A 17,472-nucleotide genomic window follows, 5' to 3' on the forward strand; every position below is an offset into this window, starting at 1 on the left:
GTATTAAAGGTGGAAAAAGAATTCAATTAACACGTCCTAATCGGATTAATAGTGAGATACGTGCTGTCAAAGTGCGTCTTACAGGTGTTGAAGGTAATCAAATTGGTATAGTTAGTTTGCGTGAGGCTTTAGAAAAATCTGAAGAATTAGGTTTAGATTTAGTTGAAATTAGTCCAAATGCTGAACCTCCGGTTTGTCGTATTATGGATTATGGCAAATTTCTTTATGAAAAAAGTAAATCGTCTAAAGAACAGAAAAAAAAACAAAAAATAATTCATATAAAAGAAATAAAATTTCGTCCTGGTACTGATGAAAGTGATTACCAAGTTAAATTGCGCAATTTAATACGTTTTTTAGAAGATGGTGATAAAGCTAAAATTACTCTACGATTTAGAGGCCGAGAAATGGCACATCAAAAAATCGGTGTTAATGTATTAAATAGAGTAAAAAATGATTTAATTGAATTAGCAACTGTGGAATCTTTTCCATCTAAAATTGAAGGTCGTCAAATGATCATGATTTTAGCACCAAAGAAGAAATAGTGATTTTGATTAGATTTTTTTCAAATCAATATATGAATTATTTGAATAATTTGTCATATCTTTTTTTATAATTTAAATGAAACAGTTTATGCCGAAAATTAAAACTTTAAAAAGTGCAGCTAAACGTTTTAAAAAAACTGCATCTGGTAAATTTAAACGTAAACAAGCAAATTTACGTCATATTTTAACGAAAAAAACAACAACTAAAAAACGTCATCTTCGTCCTAAGATTATAGTATCTAAAGGAGATATAGATAGAGTTAAATCTTTTTTACCATATGCGTAAATTAACTTATTTTGTGAAGATTTTTACGAATAGGAGAGCATAAATGGCTCGTGTAAAACGTGGGGTAATCGCTCACGCTCGTCACAAAAAAATCTTAAAACAAGCAAAAGGTTACTATGGAGCTCGTTCGCGTATTTATAGAGTTGCGTGTCAAGCAGTAATTAAGGCTGGTCAGTATGCTTATCGTGATAGACGACAACGAAAACGACAATTTCGTCAATTATGGATCTCGCGTATAAATGCTGCTGTTCGTCAAAGTCAAATTTCTTATAGTAATTTTATGTTTGGTTTAAAAAAAGCTTCAATTAATATTGATCGTAAAATACTTTCTGATATTGCTATATTTGATATCTTTTCATTTAATAAGTTGGTAGAAAAAGCAAAAGAAGCATTATTATAAATATTAAATTTTAATACATAAGAGGGGGAAATTTATCTCCCTCCATTAAAAAAAATTAATAATATTTAATATAGAATTTTTATGTATTTTAATTTTAGACATTTTAGTCTAAAGAAAAATAAGCTTCCTTTATGGAAGCTTTTTAATGTTTTAAATATACTCTTAAACATAATAAAATAAAAAAAAGCATACAAAATGTTAAATTTAAATGAATTATTTAAAGTTATTAAAATAGATGTAAAAAATTCAAAAACAATAGAGGAACTAGACCAAATTCGTATTAAATATTTAGGTAAAAAGGGTATTTTAACTTCTTGTGCAAAGAATTTAAAAAATTTTTCTATTGAAGAAAAAAAGAAATACAGTATTATTACAAATAAAAAAAAACAAGAAATTATTAGTGAAATTAATAAAAAAAAACAAAAATTAATTTTATCTATTTTAGAACAGCGTATTAAAGAAGAAACTATTGATATATCTTTGCCTGGGCGTCGTATTGAACGTGGTTGTTTTCATCCTATAACACATACTATTAATCACATAAAAAATTTTTTTTTAAAATTAGGTTTTCAATCAATCAATAGTCCTGAAATAGAAGATGAATATCATAATTTTAATGCTTTAAATATTTCTAAAAATCATCCGGCTCGAGATAGTCATGATACTTTTTGGTTTGATAATAATAGATTATTAAGAACTCAAACTTCCAGCATGCAAATTCGTATCATGAAAAAAGAAAAACCTCCAATGAGATTTATTTTTCCCGGAAAAGTATACCGTAATGATTATGATATTACACATACACCTATGTTTCATCAAATTGAAGGTTTAATAGTTGATAAAAACATTAATTTTTCTAATTTAAAATGGATTATATATAATTTTTTATATGACTTTTTTGGGAAAGAAGTTTCTATTAAATTTCGTCCATCATATTTTCCTTTCACCGTGCTTTCTGCAGAAGTGGATATTTTTAATGATCACGGAAAGCCTTTAGAAATATTAGGATGTGGAATGGTGCATCCTAACGTTTTAAAAAATGTTAATATTGATTCTAGTATATATTCAGCTTGTGCTTTTGGAATAGGTATTGAAAGAATTACAATGTTACGTTATGGAATATCTGATTTGCGATCTTTTTTTGAAAATGACATAAGATTTTTAAATCAATTTAAATATAATTAGCGAGATAAAATGAAATTTAGTGAAAAATGGTTACGTGAATGGATAGATCCAAATGTTAATAGTAATATTTTACACGAACAAATATCTAGTACTGGTATTGAAGTGGAATGTGTTGAGAAATTTGAGTCTAAATTTAGTGGTGTTGTAGTAGGTCAAATTGTTAAATGTATTTTGCATCCTGAATTTCATCATTTAAAAGTACTTAAAGTAGATATAGGAAAAAAAGAGTTATTAAATATTGTATGTGGAGCGTCTAATTGTTTTAATAATATGAAAGTTGCTGTAGCCACTGTTGGTTCTACTTTACCAGGAAATATTATCATTTATGAAAAAATTTTCAAAGGAGAATTATCTCAAGGTATGCTCTGTTCTTTTTTTGAATTAGGTATTTTTTTTGATGATAAAAAAATTATTGAATTTCCTATAGAAACAATTATAGGAATTGATGTTAATGATTATTTATCATTGAAAGATAATATTATTACAGTTTCTGTTACATCAAATCGTCCAGATGGACTAAGTATTTTAGGTTTATCTCGTAATATAGCAGCAATAAACAATTTAAGAATATCAGATTTAAAATATAAATCATTTTCTAAAACTATTCAAAAAAAAATTGATATTGATATTCAAACTAAAAGAGATTGTATTAATGTTTTAGGAAGAATAATACAAAATATTAATATAAATGTTGATACGCCCTTTTGGATGAAAAAAAAATTATTTTTTTCTGATGTTTTATCAGAAAATATCATAACAAATATTATAAATTATGTATTAATTGAGCTTGGACAACCATTAAACGCATTGAATGCAGATAATATTGATGATTCTATTATAGTTCGCATGGCAAAAAATAAAGAAAAGATGTTTTTAAAAAATAATATAGAAATAAACCTTGATGAAAATATATTAGTGTTTTCTGATAAAAATAAAATATTATTTATTCCCGGAAATATTAATTCATATTTTTCTGATGTGAATACAAACACTAAAAACATATTTTTAATTTCATCTTTAATTGATAGAACTTCTATTTCCTATGTGATTAAAAAAATGAATTCTAATAAAATATTAGAATATTATAATTATGGTATTGATCCGCTCCTTCAAAATTATGCTGTTGAATATGCAACTGATTTAATTATAAAAATATGTGGTGGCACTTCAGGTTCTATTAGCAAGAAAAAATTGAATATTCCCATATGTATGAATAACACAATAAGATTACATCATAAAAAGTTGAACAAAATAATAGGTTTATCTATTGATGCAACTATTATTTCAAATATTTTATATAGTTTGTATTATAAATTGAATTTTCAAGAAACATTTTGGGATGTTATTCCTCCTAGCTGGCGATTTGATATATTAATTGAAGAAGATGTAATTAGTGATATACTTCGAGTATATGGATATAACAACGTTTGTTTAACTCCATTAAAAGAACATATAAACAATGGTCAAAAAAATGAATTAACAGATTCTTTACTAAATAAATCTGCTATTATATTAATTAATAAAGGTTATCATGAAGTTATAAATTATGGTTTTATTAACCCTAAAATACAAAATTTAATTTTCCCAAATCAAAAAACTTTGTTATTATCTAATCCTATTTCCCAAGATATGTCATGTATGCGTTTATCTTTATGGCCTGGTTTACTGAAGAATATTTCCTATAATAAAAATCGCCAGCAACAAAGCATCCGTATTTTTGAAAGTGGACTTTGTTTTTCAGTAGATACAACAGAAAATCTTGGTGTTAAGCAGGAAATTTTTTTAGCAGCAGCCATTAGTGGTAATAATTTTAAAGAAAATTGGTATCATAAAACAAGAAAAATGGATTTTTATGATTTAAAGGGCGATTTAGAATCTGTATTAGAATTAATATGTAAATTGAATGATATAAAGTTTCGACGAGCAATAATATCGGGATTACATCCAGAACAAAGTGCATCTATATACTTCAAAAATAATTTAATTGGTGCTATTGGAGCAATTGATCCAAGATTAGAAAAAAAGTTAAATGTAAATAGTTCTACATTTTTATTCGAAATATCATTATATAATTTTCCGGATATTAAACCATTAAAAATTCAAGAAATTTCAAAATTTCCTACTATTCGACGTGATGTTGCAATATTAATATCAGAAGACATTGCTGTTGATAACGTGATGAGGAAGTGTAAACAATTTTTTATTAATCAAGAAGTAGAAGTTAATCTTTTTGATATATTTTCTTGCAAGGAATTTTCTAATAAGAAAAAAAGTTTAGGAATTAGTTTCGTTTTTCAGAACAAACATAGAACTTTTCAAGATAATGAAATCAATTTAATGATGAATGATTGTATAGGAGTACTAAATAAAAAATTTCAAGCCGTCTTAAGGAAATAAATTTATGGTACTTACAAAAGCCGAAATTTCAGAAAATTTATTTGAGAAGTTAGAATTAACTAAAAAAGAATCAAAAAAATTTGTAGAGTTTTTTTTTGAAGAGGTTAGAAAATCTTTAGAAAAAGGAGAAGATGTTAAATTATCCGGATTTGGAAATTTTCAAATAAAGAATAAAAAAGCTCGTCCTGGAAGAAATCCCAGAACAGGAGAAATTTTTCTTGTAACAGCTAGAAGAGTAGTTACTTTTAAGGCTGGTCAAAAACTAAAAGGTAAAATTGACAATTTTTTTATAAAAAAAAATAATATTTAATATTATTAGAATATTTCTTTAAAAGAAGAAGAAGCATGAAAATTTCTGATTTTTTTTTGATTTACCAAAATCTCTTATATCTTTTTACCCTTATTCTATTCGTAGTACATGTCGTTTAATGATTGTGAATGGACATACTGGGATAATATCTCATAAATATTTTTTAAACATTGTTGATGAAATTAATTCTGGTGATTTAATTATTTTAAATAATACTAAAGTTATTCCTGCTCGTTTTTTTGGATATAAAGAAAGCGGAGGAAAAATTGAAATTTTAGTGGAAAGAATATTAAGCTTTAATAATATTTTAGTGCAAATTAAAAATTCTAAAAATATTAAGATTGGAACCAATATTTTTTTTGGATATGAAAAGAAAATCAAAGGTTCTATTATTAATTATAAAAACTCTTTTTTTGAAATTTTTTTTTATAGTGATATTCATTCAGCTCTAGATATTATTAATGATATTGGAGAAACACCTTTACCACCTTATATTAAAAGACATAAAAATAAATTAGATATAGATCTATATCAAACTGTATATAAAAAAAAAATAGGCTCTGTTGCTGCTCCTACTGCTGGATTACATTTTGATTTTCCTTTATTAGATACATTGTATAATAAAGGTGTAGACATCGATTACATAACTCTTCATATAGGTTCTGGTACATTTCAGCCTATTAGAACAGATACAATTGAAGAACATATCATGCATTCTGAATCAGTTGAAGTTTCTTCTTTACTTATTAAAAAGATTAAATTTTGTAAAAAAAATGGCGGTCGTATTATTGCAGTAGGTACTAGTACACTTCGTGCTTTAGAAAGCGCATATCATTCATTGGAATGGGTACAAACTAAGAATTTTATTAGTGATACTAATATCTTTATATACCCTGGTTATAAACATAATATTGTCGATGCATTAATTACAAATTTTCATTTTCCCGGATCAACGTTAATTATGTTAGTTGCATCTTTTTTAGGGTATAAAAATACGATGAATGCTTATAATAAAGCAATTTTAAATAAATATAGTTTTTTAAGTTATGGTGATGCTATGTATATTACTCATAATAAATTAGCTCCATATGAAAAGTGTTTTATTTAATTATACATACTGTATAAATAAAAATTTTTTTTACATAATGAGGATTATAAAAAAGAAATGAATTTTCAAATTTTGCATCGAGATGGAAATGCTAGATATGGTATATTTAATTTTAATGGAAAAGAAATAGAAACACCTATTTTTATGCCTGTAGGTACTTATGGTACTGTAAGAAGTGTTAGTACAGAAGAGATTAAAAAAACAGGAAGTAAAATTATTTTAGCTAATGCATTTCATTTATATTTTAGACCAGGACATGAAGTAATAAAATCACATGGGACTTTACATGATTTTATGAATTGGTCAGGACCTATTTTGACCGACTCTGGAGGATTTCAGGTCTTTAGTCTTTCAAAATTTTGCAAAGTTACTGAAGAAGGTGTTCTTTTTAAAAATCACATTAATGGAAAAAATTTTTTTTTGACTCCAGAAATTTCCATGAAAATTCAATCAGATTTAGGTTCAAATATAGTTATGATTTTTGATGAGTGTATTGCATATACCCAAGATTGGGAAAAAACAAATAATGCTATGCAAAGATCCTTGAATTGGGCTAAAAAAAGTCGTTTGCATTTTGATTCTTTAAAAAATAAAAATTTATTATTTGGTATTATTCATGGAGGAGTTCATTTATCTCTACGTGATATATCTCTAAAAGAACTAGTAAAAATAGATTTTGATGGATATGCTTTAGGTGGTTTAGCTGTTGGAGAATCTAAAGAAGAAATGTATAGATTATTAGATCATATTTGTCCTCAAATACCAAAAAATAAACCTCGATATTTAATGGGGGTAGGTAAACCTGAAGATTTGATAGAAGGAGTAAATCGAGGTATAGATATGTTTGATTGTGTTATACCTACTCGAAATGCTAGAAATGGATATTTATTTGTTAGGAACGGCATAATTAAAATTAGAAATAAAAAATATAAAAAAGATTTATCTTGTTTAGACCATACTTGTACTTGTTATACGTGTCGATATTATACTCGTTCTTATTTACATCATTTAGATTCTTGTAATGAAATCTTAGGAGCTCGTTTAAATACAATACATAATTTACATTATTATCAAACATTAATGTCTAATATAAGAAATTCAATAAAAAATAATACATTTCGTGAATTTGTATTGAATTTTTACAAGAATAAAAATAAAATTGATTTTTAATAAAAATATTTTAAGGAAAAGTAAATGAGTTTTTTTATTCATAATGCAAATGCTGCAGTAAGTGGTTCATCAGAAAGTGGAAATTTGTATTCTTTAATATTTATGGTTGTTGTATTTTTATTAGTTTTTTATTTTATGCTATTTCGTCCTCAACAAAAGAAAGACAAAGAACATAAAAATCTTATGAATTCTCTTGTTCAAGGAGATGAAGTAATAACAACTAGTGGTTTATTAGGACGAATAAAAAAAATTACACAAAATGGATATATTTTACTTGAATTAAATGATACCACTGAAATATTTATAAAAAAAGATTTTATAGCATCATCTTTACCTAAAGGTACGTTAAAATCTTTGTAATGTTTATATTTTTATCAGACAATCTATATATGATATTAAATTCTTAACTTCTTAAAAAAGAATAAATATCTAATATAGATAAGAAAAATCTGCTATTTTAAAAAAAATTTTTTTTAAAGTATATAATAAAAGTAATCTATTTAATCGTATTTCAGAATTATAATGATAAATTTTGACTTTTTTAAAAAAATTATAGATAGGTTTTTCAAGATCTTTTATTTTCATTAAAATATCTTTATACTTTTTTTCTGAAAATAAATTTTTTGTGTAAATATTAAAGTCCTCTATCTGATTAAATAATATAATTTCTTCTTTTTCTACCATTAGTTTAAAATTAATATTTCCAGTAATTTTTTTATTTTCTTTTTCTAAAATATTAGATATTCTTTTAATAGATGATAGTATTGATTTTGACTCCTCTAGTTTTTTAAAAAAAGATATAGCTTTTATTTTTTTATGAACATCTATTAATAGTGTTGATTTATACGATAATACTGATTTAATAATTTTTACACTATATCCCATTTCTTCATACCAATGGAATAGTCTTGTTATAAAAAAATCAAGAAGTTTGTTAGATATAATTGAGTTTACATCATGTTTTTCATCATATAGATGAAAACTTTTATTGATTAAATTTTTTAAATCTAATGGTATATTTTTTGTTATAATAATACGTATTATTCCTATAGCTAGACGTCTTAATGCAAATGGATCTTTATCTGCACTTGGAATGTTTCCAACATAGAACATTCCTGATAAAGTGTCCATTTTATCAGCAATTGATAATGAACAACCTATAGAAGTTTGTGGAAGTTTATCTCCTGAAAAAGATGGTAGATACTGTTCTTCAAGCGCAATAGAAATCTCTTTTTTCTCATTATCTTCTAAAGAATAATACATTCCTATAGTACCTTGTAATTCTGGAAATTCACATACTATATTAGTTATTAGATCACATTTAGATAGAAGTGCTGCTCTAATAGAATCTTGTATATTGCTATTGCTATATTTAGCGATCCATTCGATAAGAAATTGAAGACGTAACGTTTTTTCATATAATGAACCGAGATTATTTTGAAATAAAACTTTTTTTAGAGATAAAAGACGATTTTCTAGTTTTATTAATTTATCTTGTTTAAAAAAGAACTCGGCATCTGAAAGTCTTGCATGCATTACTTTTTGATTGCCCATAATAATTTTTTCTGGTTTTCGAGGATTAATATTAGAGATGAAAATAAAGTATGGAAGAAGTTCTTGTTTAACATTGTATATTGGAAAGCATTTTTGTTGTTTTTCTATTGTGTATATTAGTATTTTTTTAGGTATCTTAAGGAATTTTTTTTCAAAAACAGCTAAAAACGCTGTAGGCGATTCTACTAAAGAAGTTACTTCTTCAATTAAAAATTGATTATTTTTTATAAATCCACCAACGTTTTGTGCAATTTTTTTAATGTTGTTTACTATTTTTTCTTTGCGAATTATGTAATCAGCAATGATATTATTTTTTTGAAAAAGAATTTTTGGATAATCTTTCACATCATTAATTTCTATTCTCTTTTCTTTTTCAGAAAGATGATTTTGCAAAAGATTATTAGAAGAGATATTGAATATCTTCCCTGAAACAATTGTATTGTTTAATAGAATTACAATATTACGAATAGGACGAGAAAATTTGTAATTGTTTTTTTCCCATCGCATAGATTTTTTTATAGGAATTTTTTTAAGAGCTGATTCAATCATTTTAGGAAGTAGTAATTCAATTTTTTCCTGTTTTTTTCTTATTGTACATAATAACCATTCACCTTTTTTGTTTTTTAAACGACCTGCTTGATTGATGTTGATTCCACAATGTTTAGACCAACGAATAGCTGCTTCTGTTAAAAGTCCGTTTTTATTATAAGATTTTATTATAGATGGACCTCTTTTTTTTATTTCTATAAATTTTTCTGATGTATCAATATCTATGATTTTTAATGCAAGTCTTCTTGGAGTAGAAAATGTTTCAACTTTATTATATGTGATATTGTAAATAATTAATTCTTTAATAAAATTTTCATAAAAATATGAAGATATTTTATAAAGTAATCTGGCGGGAAGTTCTTCAGTGCCTATTTCAATTAATAATGTTTTTCTTGTCATGTATTTCTCTTTTTTTATAACATAACGGAAATCCTAATTTTTCTCTTAAATTTAAGTATTTTATTGCAATTTGAGTAGTTAATTTCCGAATACGTAAAATATAATTTTGACGTTCGTTTGAAGATATAGATTTTCTTGCGTCTAATAAGTTAAATATATGATTAGCTTGTAAGGTTTTTTCATATGCTACTCTTAATAATGGTTTTTTTAAATTTATTAAATTTTTAGCTTCCAGTTCGTACTCTTCAAAGGAATTAAATAGAAAATTAATGTTAGAATATTCAAAATTATAGTATGATTGTTCTATTTCATTTTCTTGAAAAATATCGCCGTAGGTTATTTTTTTATTATTATGCATGTTCCATGTAAGATCATACACATTTGATTTATTTTGCATATGCATAGCAATTCTTTCTAAACCATATGTTATTTCTACAGTTACAGGATTGCATTCTAATGCACCTACTTGTTGAAAATAAGTAAATTGAGTGATTTCCATTCCATTCAACCAAACTTCCCAACCAATGCCCCAAGCTCCTAATGTAGGATTTTCCCAGTTATCTTCTACAAAACGTATATCATTTACTGTTTCATCTATATTTAATAGATTTAACGAATTTAAATAAAGATTTTGAATATTCTCTGTAGAAGGTTTTATAATAACTTGAAATTGGTAATAATGTTGTAAACGATTAGGGTTTTCTCCATACCTGCCGTCAGAAGGACGACGACAACCTTGTACATATGCAGCATTAATTGGTTCTGGTCCAATAGTACCAAAAAAAGTAACATTGTGAAATGTACCTGCTCCTATTGGGAGATCTAATGGTTGAAAAATAGTACATCCTTGCTTTAACCAGTATTCTTGTAAAATTACAATTAAATTATAAAAATTATGATGATAATTTGGCATTATATATCCAGAAAAAATAATAAACATGCAGTATATATTTATTATAATAATTGTTATGTTTTCATAACGTATGAAATATTTAAAAATGTATTCATCATATAAAAAACAATGCAATTTATTAAAAAATGTAATTTAACAATAATATATTTTTAGAAAAAACGTTAAGAATTATTCTTTTAAAGAATACAATGATATAAATGAAAAAGAAAGAAAATTATTGATTTATGAATATATACATATAAAAAAATTTTCTAATCAAAAATTAAAAAATAATAGTATTAAAGATGTGTAAGTTTTTTTATATAAAATATATTTTTATAACAAGCTAATATAGCTCTTATAAATAAATTGATTTTTTTAATTAAACGCATGTTCTGAATAACTACTTATGAATACCATATTTTATATATTTATAAAAATGTATCTTTTAAATTATATAATAACTGCAATTTTATCTTAAAAAGATTGACGTGTCAGAGTTTTAAATAAAATAAATATTAATTGTAATATAAGTTTTATTGGTAACCAAAAATATTATGATTATTAGAAATACTTAAGATTTTTATGTTGAAATTATATAATACTAAACAGTAGTAGAAATATGTTTTTTTATTAAAATAAATTTAAATATAGTCAATATTTTTAAAATAATTTTTATTATGAAGGAGCTTTTTAAATAATATATTAGACATATTTATCTTTATTTTTATTGATTAAAATATACTTTCTCAGTATCATATTATTTTAATATAAAGAATATATTTTGTATTAATAAGTTTTTACCAACATTGCAATATGTTCTTATTATGTCTTTTTTTAAATTTATTTGAATACACTCTGAAATATTAAAATAAAAATTATTTTGACAGGAAAAAAGACAAATATGAATTATATTGGGGCGCATATTAGTTCTTCTGGTGGTGTAGACAAAACCGTTTTGCGTGCTGTTCAAATACAAGCAACAGCTTTTTCTTTTTTTACTAAAAATCAGCGTCAATGGTTTAGTTCTCCATTAATGCAAAAAAAAATAGATTTTTTTAGAGAATTATGTATTAAGCATACATTTACACCTCAACAAATTTTACCTCATAGTAGTTATTTAATTAATTTAGGTCATCCTATTGATGATTTTCTAAAAAAATCTAGAGCTTCTTTTATTGATGAAATAGTTCGCTGCAGTCAACTTGGTTTGATTTTTTTAAATTTTCATCCTGGTAGTCACTTAAATAAAATTACTGAAGAATCATGTTTATTAAGAGTTTCTCATTCTATTAATATAGCTTTAGAACATACTCAAAACGTAATTGCGGTTATAGAAAATACAGCAGGACAAGGAACGAATATTGGATATTGTTTTGAACATTTATCTGAAATTATTCGAAATGTTGATGATAAATCTAGAGTTGGAGTATGTATTGATACTTGTCATTTGTTTGCAGCGGGATATGATTTACGTACTGAACAAGATTGTGAAAATACATTTAAAAAATTTGATGATGTAATAGGATTAAAATATTTAAAAGGCATTCATTTAAATGATTCTAAAAAAAAATTTAATAGTCGAGTTGATCGTCATGAAAGTTTAGGATTAGGTGAAATAGGAAAACTTGCTTTTAAATGGATTATAAGAAATAATAATTTTCATGATATCCCAATCATTTTAGAAACAGTCAATCCTATAATATGGGCAGAAGAAATTCGTTGGTTAAGATCTCAAAGAAAAGTATAAATAACAAATTTATTATATATAATAAGAGGTTAAAATATGTTAATACTACAAGTAGAAATAAGAAAAGATAAAGGAAAAAGCTTTAGTAGACAATTGCGCATAAAAAATAAACTTCCCGGAGTTTTATATGGGATTAATAAAACTGAAATTTTACTTGTATTAGATCATAATTCCGTTTTTAATTTGCAAAAAAAAGAAGGTTTTTATAAAGAAAACTTATTATTACTTATTCAAGATCAAAAATATAAAGTAAAAGTACAAGCGATTCAAAAACATCCATTTAAGTTAAAATTATTGCATATTGATTTTTTGTATGCGTAGTAAATAAATAAATAAATATATTGTGTAATAAATACATAATAAACTAAAATTATGAATTATTTTTTTTACCATGTATTCTATATTTATTTTTTTAATTTATTTTTTTATATCCCGAATAATATAGTTGAAAAAATTTTTCTAAAAGTTAACATTGTAGGATGAAATTGTATAAAAATTAAACCAAAAATTCCAAAGGACATAGTTAAAACAGCTAACCATCCAATCTTTTTCTTAGTGAAGAAAGAAGGTTTAGTATTAATAATATTTTCTTTTCTTATTTTCCACCATTTTGATATTAGCCATATTCCAAGCCATATCAAAATTGAAATAAATAATAAAAGCCATTTAAAATAATCATTTTCAGAATTTTGTGGTATTTTTATAGCAATCCCTGTAACTATACCAGGAAAAAAATATACTGGAGGCCATAATATACACCCAATAATACTGGGAAAAATAAATTTATTTAATGGTAGTTTTAACATGCCTGAAACCATTGGTATTAAAGGTCTAGTTGGTCCTATAAATCTTCCAATAATAATAGTCAAAATACTATGTTTGTGTAATACAGATTTAATTTTATCCAGAAGCTTTTGATTTTTTTTTAAAAAATTAAAATTATATAGCCAATTTTTAAAATATAAGCCAATATAATATGAAATCCAATCACCTAAAAAACATCCGATTGTACCAGAGATCCAAGCAGGATAAAATGACAGTCTACCATCACCTATAAATGTTCCTAACGTGGTCATTAAAATAATACCGGGAAGTAATAATCCTACTAGAGCTAGAGATTCTAAAAAAGAAATAGTACCAACTACCAAAAGAGAGTATGTTAAAGACTGTGTTATAAAAGATGTTAACCAAGATTCCATAAATTCTCATTATTTTGTGTTTTTTATATTAAGACTAAATTTGTAGATAAATATTTTATACTTTATATTTTTTTTAAAACAACCTCAAGAAAATATTGTATATTTATTTTATTTTTATTTTGTTAGAGCAAACAAAAAAATTTTTTAGTATTAAAAAATTTATTCATAAAAAGAAGAATTACAATGAAAGTATGTATTTTTATAATTTTTTATATTTTTACTGGTATTTCTTACGTATTAGCTAAAGATAATCAAATAGATAATATTGTAGCTATTGTTAATGATCAAATTATATTAAGTAGTGATGTTGATAAAGTTCTTTTATTACTAAAAAAAGCAGGTAAAAATTTTAAAATACCTTTGCACAGTAATTTTTTAAAAGAAAAAGTAATTCAAAAATTAATTGTAGATTCTTTAATATTACAAGAAGCACATAGAATGAATATTACAATTAATGAACAACAAATTAATACTGTAATTAAAAATATTGCTTTGAAAAAAAATATTAGTTTTGATCAATTAAAAAATGATATTTTATTGCATGATCTTAAAAGTCGTTTTCATCATGATAATTATATAAACAACATTAAAAAACTATTAAAAATTAAAATGACATCTGATTATGAGCTTCATAACCGTATTCATATTTCTGAACAAGAAGTCAACTTAGTTTTGAATAAACTATTGAAAAATAAAAAACAATCTCAAAAGATTAGTTTAAGCTATATTTTTCTGCCTTCTTTAAAAAAAGATTCTGAGATTATCATTAGTAAGAGAAAAAAAATAGCAGAAAATATGGTCAAAAAACTTCAACAAGGCTATGATTTTGAAAAATTATTTTTAGAATGTAAAAAAAATAAAAGCGTTTTTTTAGAAAAAAAAATATTTTGGATGCGTTATTCAGATATACAAAAAAATTTTTCTGATGTTGTGAATGTTTTCAAAAAAGGACAAATTTTAGGACCATTTTTAAAAAACAAAGGATTTTATATTTTAAAAGTAAATGATATTGTGAATAATGAAGAAGAAATTATAAATGAATTTTATGTTCAACATTGCTTAATAAAACCTTCTCTTATTTTAACAGATGAAGAATCAAAAAAGAATATTTTTAATATATATAAAAATATTAAAAAAGGAATGTATAGTTTTGATAATGCTGTTAAAAAATTATCTCATGATTTTCATACATCTAATAAACATGGTGATTTAGGATGGATTTCAAAAGAATTTTTTAGTTCTAATATAGATAAAGAATTTTTATTTTTAAATACAAATCAAATTAGCAAGCCTATTAAATCTCCTTTTGGATGGCATATCTTTAAATTATTAGATAAACGTCAAACAGATAAATTTTATAATTTTCAAAAGCAAAAAGCTTATAATATTTTATTGAATCAAAAAATGATACTAGAAAAGCAGAATTGGATAAACGATCTTAAAAATAATGCTTATATAAAGATAATAAGATAATAAGTATTTTTTTTCTGACAACATTCGAATATTAAAATATTAACTATGAATTTATGATTATAAAAAATTTTAAAAAACATTATCCTCTTAAAAAGTATGGGCAAAATTTCCTTATAAATAAAAATATTATTCAAGATATTATTAAAATTATTAATCCAAAAAAAACACAAATATTAGTAGAAATCGGACCAGGATTAGCTGCATTAACAAAACCAATCTGTCAATTTTTAGAAAAATTGATTGTTATTGAAATAGATCTGAGTTTGTTGGATTTATTAAAAAAACGTTCTTTTTATTCAAAATTAATAGTTTTTCATCAAAATGTTTTGAATTTTAATTTTATAGATCTATTTCGCAAAAAAAATCAATTAATTCGTATTTTTGGAAACTTACCATATAATATTTCTACATCATTAATAATATTTTTATTAAAACAGATTACAGTTATTCAAGATATGAATTTTATGTTACAGAAAGAAGTTGCTGAAAGATTGATTGCTATTCCTGGAAATAAATCTTATGGTCGTTTAAGTATCATATGTCAATATTACTGTAATGTTAAAATATTATTAAATGTTATACCTGAATATTTTCGACCTATTCCCAAAGTGCATTCTGTTTTTATTAACTTAACTCCTCATCATGTTTCTCCTTATTTTGTTTATGATATAAAAATTTTATGTTATATCACAAAAAATGCTTTTCAGAATAGGAGAAAAACTGTACGAAACAGTTTAAAAAAATTCTTTTCAGAAAGAAGATTAATTCAATTAGACATTGATCCGAATTTAAGAGCTGAAAATATTTCTATTGCTCAATATTGTCGATTATCTAATTATTTATATAAAAAACTAAACAATTCTTAAAAAATTAATTTTTTAATATTTTTATATTAATCACAAGAGGTTATGACATATGAGTACTTATTTTATAAGTGATATACATGGTTGTTATAAAGAGTTGAAAATCCTTTTAGAAAAATCATGCTTTAATGATCAAAAAGATTATTTATGGATCGCTGGTGATTTAGTATCTAGAGGTCCTGATTCACTTAGTGTGTTAAGATATCTTTATTCATTAAAAAATAGAGTTCAAATAGTTCTAGGAAATCATGATATAAATTTAATTGCAGTATATTCTGGTATAAAAAAAAATAAAAAAGAAAACTACTTTGATGAATTTCTCGTTTCGTCAGATAGTTTAAAACTGATAAATTGGCTTCGTCGTCAATCTATTTTAAAAATTGACGAAAAACGAAAAATTATTATGTCTCATGCAGGAATTAGCCCACAATGGGATATTAATACAGCTAAAGTTTGTGCACTAGAAATTGAAGATTGTTTATCTAATATAAATTATTCTTTATTTTTAAAATCTATGTATAATAATAGTATAAATTTCTGGACATTAGATTTAAATCAATTAGATAGATTACGATATTCTATAAATTCTTTCACAAGAATGAGATATTGTTATCCAGATGGTAGATTAAATATGTTTTGTAAAAAATCACCGAATTTTGTTCAATATCCTTTGCGCCCATGGTTTTTAATGCCATCGAATATTTCAAAAATTTATTCTATTTTTTTTGGACACTGGTCTTCTTTAAAAGGAAGTTATATACCTAAACCTTTTTTTTCATTAGATTCTGGTTGCTGTTGGGGAGGAGAATTAACTATGTTGCGATGGGAAGATAAAAAATGGTTTTCACAACCTTTTTTATCAAAATAATTTAAATGAATTATGTATTTTTTTATCTAGATAGAATTTCAAAAGAATAATTATATGGGTTTTTTATGTTTTTTATATTTTTTTTCTTAAATAATATTTTCCAATCTGGATATAATGTATACTCAGGGAAATAAGAATCACCAGTAATATCAATATCTATATGAGTTAAATATAATTTATTAGCATAAAACAGCATTTTTTTGTATATTTTAGACCCTCCAATAACCATAATTTCTTGACTATTTTTTGCTGAGATAATTGCATTAGATATTGAGTTAGCCCAAATTATACCTTCTATTTTAATTTCATTACTACTGATTACTATATTTTTACGCATAGGTAAAGGTTTTTTAATAGATTCCCAAGTTAAACGACCCATAATTACACTTTTATTTATTGTATTTTTTTTGAACCATTTTAAATCTTCGGGAAGATACCAAGGTATTTTATTATTATGTCCAATAACTAAGTTGTTAGAAATCGCTGCAATTAAACTTATATTCATATTAAAATAAAAAGCCTCTATA

Annotated in this window: 17 protein-coding genes and 1 pseudogene; 14 read left to right on the forward strand and 4 right to left on the reverse strand. The window is 24.0% G+C overall.

Features of this window, described 5'->3' with window-relative positions; genetic code table 11:
- Nucleotides 1-2 precede the first annotated feature (2 nt).
- The 9 genes and pseudogenes from infC (at nucleotide 3) to yajC (ending at nucleotide 7,758) form a co-directional block, all read left to right on the forward strand.
- Nucleotides 3-542 (forward strand): translation initiation factor IF-3, encoded by a 540-nt coding sequence (infC, locus tag D9V77_RS00620; RefSeq protein ID WP_158338074.1) that lies wholly within the window; start codon nucleotides 3-5, stop codon nucleotides 540-542.
- Between the two features lie 88 nt (nucleotides 543-630).
- Nucleotides 631-828, forward strand: coding sequence for a 50S ribosomal protein L35 (rpmI, locus tag D9V77_RS00625; RefSeq protein WP_158338077.1), 198 nt, complete (start codon nucleotides 631-633; stop codon nucleotides 826-828).
- Between the two features lie 43 nt (nucleotides 829-871).
- On the forward strand, nucleotides 872-1,228 hold the full coding sequence (gene rplT / locus D9V77_RS00630; RefSeq protein WP_158338079.1) for a 50S ribosomal protein L20: 357 nt from the start codon (nucleotides 872-874) through the stop codon (nucleotides 1,226-1,228).
- A 195-nt stretch (nucleotides 1,229-1,423) separates the two neighbouring features.
- Nucleotides 1,424-2,413: a phenylalanine--tRNA ligase subunit alpha gene (gene pheS / locus D9V77_RS00635; RefSeq protein ID WP_158338081.1), complete on the forward strand. Its 990-nt coding sequence runs from the start codon at nucleotides 1,424-1,426 to the stop codon at nucleotides 2,411-2,413.
- 9 nt (nucleotides 2,414-2,422) lie between these two features.
- Nucleotides 2,423-4,810 (forward strand): phenylalanine--tRNA ligase subunit beta, encoded by a 2,388-nt coding sequence (pheT, locus tag D9V77_RS00640; protein ID WP_158338083.1) that lies wholly within the window; start codon nucleotides 2,423-2,425, stop codon nucleotides 4,808-4,810.
- Between the two features lie 4 nt (nucleotides 4,811-4,814).
- Nucleotides 4,815-5,120 (forward strand): integration host factor subunit alpha, encoded by a 306-nt coding sequence (locus D9V77_RS00645; protein ID WP_158338085.1) that lies wholly within the window; start codon nucleotides 4,815-4,817, stop codon nucleotides 5,118-5,120.
- Nucleotides 5,121-5,155: 35 nt separating this feature from the next.
- A pseudogene (queA, locus tag D9V77_RS00650) lies at nucleotides 5,156-6,228 on the forward strand (tRNA preQ1(34) S-adenosylmethionine ribosyltransferase-isomerase QueA).
- A gap of 57 nt (nucleotides 6,229-6,285) precedes the next feature.
- Nucleotides 6,286-7,398: a tRNA guanosine(34) transglycosylase Tgt gene (gene tgt, locus D9V77_RS00655; protein ID WP_158338089.1), complete on the forward strand. Its 1,113-nt coding sequence runs from the start codon at nucleotides 6,286-6,288 to the stop codon at nucleotides 7,396-7,398.
- Nucleotides 7,399-7,422: 24 nt separating this feature from the next.
- Nucleotides 7,423-7,758, forward strand: coding sequence for a preprotein translocase subunit YajC (yajC, locus tag D9V77_RS00660; RefSeq protein ID WP_158338091.1), 336 nt, complete (start codon nucleotides 7,423-7,425; stop codon nucleotides 7,756-7,758).
- Between the two features lie 69 nt (nucleotides 7,759-7,827).
- Here the strand turns inward: yajC and glyS are convergent, their stop codons facing one another.
- Together glyS and glyQ are read right to left on the reverse strand one after the other, a co-directional pair.
- A complete protein-coding gene (glyS, locus tag D9V77_RS00665; protein WP_158338093.1) occupies nucleotides 7,828-9,900 on the reverse strand; it encodes a glycine--tRNA ligase subunit beta in 2,073 nt (690 codons plus the stop codon).
- Nucleotides 9,875-10,813, reverse strand: a complete 939-nt coding sequence (gene glyQ, locus D9V77_RS00670) for a glycine--tRNA ligase subunit alpha (RefSeq protein ID WP_158338095.1) — start codon at nucleotides 10,811-10,813, stop codon at nucleotides 9,875-9,877. Before glyQ ends, glyS begins: the two co-directional genes overlap by 26 nt.
- Nucleotides 10,814-11,696: 883 nt before the next feature.
- Between glyQ and nfo the strand changes: the two genes are divergently transcribed.
- Together nfo and rplY are read left to right on the forward strand one after the other, a co-directional pair.
- Nucleotides 11,697-12,542, forward strand: coding sequence for a deoxyribonuclease IV (nfo, locus tag D9V77_RS00675; RefSeq protein ID WP_158338097.1), 846 nt, complete (start codon nucleotides 11,697-11,699; stop codon nucleotides 12,540-12,542).
- Between the two features lie 36 nt (nucleotides 12,543-12,578).
- Nucleotides 12,579-12,863 carry a 50S ribosomal protein L25 gene (gene rplY, locus D9V77_RS00680; RefSeq protein WP_158338099.1) on the forward strand — a complete coding sequence of 95 codons (285 nt, stop codon included), beginning with the start codon at nucleotides 12,579-12,581 and terminating at the stop codon, nucleotides 12,861-12,863.
- Between the two features lie 104 nt (nucleotides 12,864-12,967).
- Here rplY and D9V77_RS00685 read toward each other — a convergent pair whose 3' ends face one another.
- Nucleotides 12,968-13,741, reverse strand: coding sequence for a DedA family protein (locus tag D9V77_RS00685; RefSeq protein ID WP_158338101.1), 774 nt, complete (start codon nucleotides 13,739-13,741; stop codon nucleotides 12,968-12,970).
- 183 nt (nucleotides 13,742-13,924) lie between these two features.
- Between D9V77_RS00685 and D9V77_RS00690 the strand changes: the two genes are divergently transcribed.
- Genes D9V77_RS00690 through apaH form a run of 3 tightly spaced genes read left to right on the forward strand, consistent with a single transcriptional unit; the run spans nucleotide 13,925 to nucleotide 16,945 of the window.
- Nucleotides 13,925-15,214: a peptidylprolyl isomerase gene (locus tag D9V77_RS00690; protein WP_158338103.1), complete on the forward strand. Its 1,290-nt coding sequence runs from the start codon at nucleotides 13,925-13,927 to the stop codon at nucleotides 15,212-15,214.
- A gap of 53 nt (nucleotides 15,215-15,267) precedes the next feature.
- Nucleotides 15,268-16,080 (forward strand): 16S rRNA (adenine(1518)-N(6)/adenine(1519)-N(6))-dimethyltransferase RsmA, encoded by an 813-nt coding sequence (rsmA, locus tag D9V77_RS00695; protein WP_261979282.1) that lies wholly within the window; start codon nucleotides 15,268-15,270, stop codon nucleotides 16,078-16,080.
- A 49-nt stretch (nucleotides 16,081-16,129) separates the two neighbouring features.
- Nucleotides 16,130-16,945: a bis(5'-nucleosyl)-tetraphosphatase (symmetrical) ApaH gene (gene apaH / locus D9V77_RS00700; RefSeq protein WP_158338105.1), complete on the forward strand. Its 816-nt coding sequence runs from the start codon at nucleotides 16,130-16,132 to the stop codon at nucleotides 16,943-16,945.
- A 22-nt stretch (nucleotides 16,946-16,967) separates the two neighbouring features.
- On the opposite strand, the gene folA is transcribed toward apaH, so the two are convergent.
- Nucleotides 16,968-17,450, reverse strand: coding sequence for a type 3 dihydrofolate reductase (gene folA, locus D9V77_RS00705; protein WP_158338107.1), 483 nt, complete (start codon nucleotides 17,448-17,450; stop codon nucleotides 16,968-16,970).
- Nucleotides 17,451-17,472 lie beyond the last annotated feature (22 nt).

Source organism: Buchnera aphidicola (Sitobion avenae), assembly GCF_005082585.1.
GTDB lineage: Bacteria > Pseudomonadota > Gammaproteobacteria > Enterobacterales > Enterobacteriaceae > Buchnera > Buchnera aphidicola_Z.

Bases quoted from the DNA above. Each gene is read 5' to 3' on its own strand.
- folA (WP_158338107.1), bottom strand. From the start codon at position 17,450: ATGAATATAAGTTTAATTGCAGCGATTTCTAACAACTTAGTTATTGGA.
- rplT (WP_158338079.1), top strand. From the start codon at position 872: ATGGCTCGTGTAAAACGTGGGGTAATCGCTCACGCTCGTCACAAAAAA.
- D9V77_RS00685 (WP_158338101.1), bottom strand. From the start codon at position 13,741: ATGGAATCTTGGTTAACATCTTTTATAACACAGTCTTTAACATACTCT.
- rplY (WP_158338099.1), top strand. From the start codon at position 12,579: ATGTTAATACTACAAGTAGAAATAAGAAAAGATAAAGGAAAAAGCTTT.
- yajC (WP_158338091.1), top strand. From the start codon at position 7,423: ATGAGTTTTTTTATTCATAATGCAAATGCTGCAGTAAGTGGTTCATCA.
- apaH (WP_158338105.1), top strand. From the start codon at position 16,130: ATGAGTACTTATTTTATAAGTGATATACATGGTTGTTATAAAGAGTTG.
- rsmA (WP_261979282.1), top strand. From the start codon at position 15,268: ATGATTATAAAAAATTTTAAAAAACATTATCCTCTTAAAAAGTATGGG.
- glyQ (WP_158338095.1), bottom strand. From the start codon at position 10,813: ATGCCAAATTATCATCATAATTTTTATAATTTAATTGTAATTTTACAA.
- pheT (WP_158338083.1), top strand. From the start codon at position 2,423: ATGAAATTTAGTGAAAAATGGTTACGTGAATGGATAGATCCAAATGTT.
- nfo (WP_158338097.1), top strand. From the start codon at position 11,697: ATGAATTATATTGGGGCGCATATTAGTTCTTCTGGTGGTGTAGACAAA.
- pheS (WP_158338081.1), top strand. From the start codon at position 1,424: ATGTTAAATTTAAATGAATTATTTAAAGTTATTAAAATAGATGTAAAA.
- D9V77_RS00690 (WP_158338103.1), top strand. From the start codon at position 13,925: ATGAAAGTATGTATTTTTATAATTTTTTATATTTTTACTGGTATTTCT.
- tgt (WP_158338089.1), top strand. From the start codon at position 6,286: ATGAATTTTCAAATTTTGCATCGAGATGGAAATGCTAGATATGGTATA.
- glyS (WP_158338093.1), bottom strand. From the start codon at position 9,900: ATGACAAGAAAAACATTATTAATTGAAATAGGCACTGAAGAACTTCCC.
- rpmI (WP_158338077.1), top strand. From the start codon at position 631: ATGCCGAAAATTAAAACTTTAAAAAGTGCAGCTAAACGTTTTAAAAAA.
- D9V77_RS00645 (WP_158338085.1), top strand. From the start codon at position 4,815: ATGGTACTTACAAAAGCCGAAATTTCAGAAAATTTATTTGAGAAGTTA.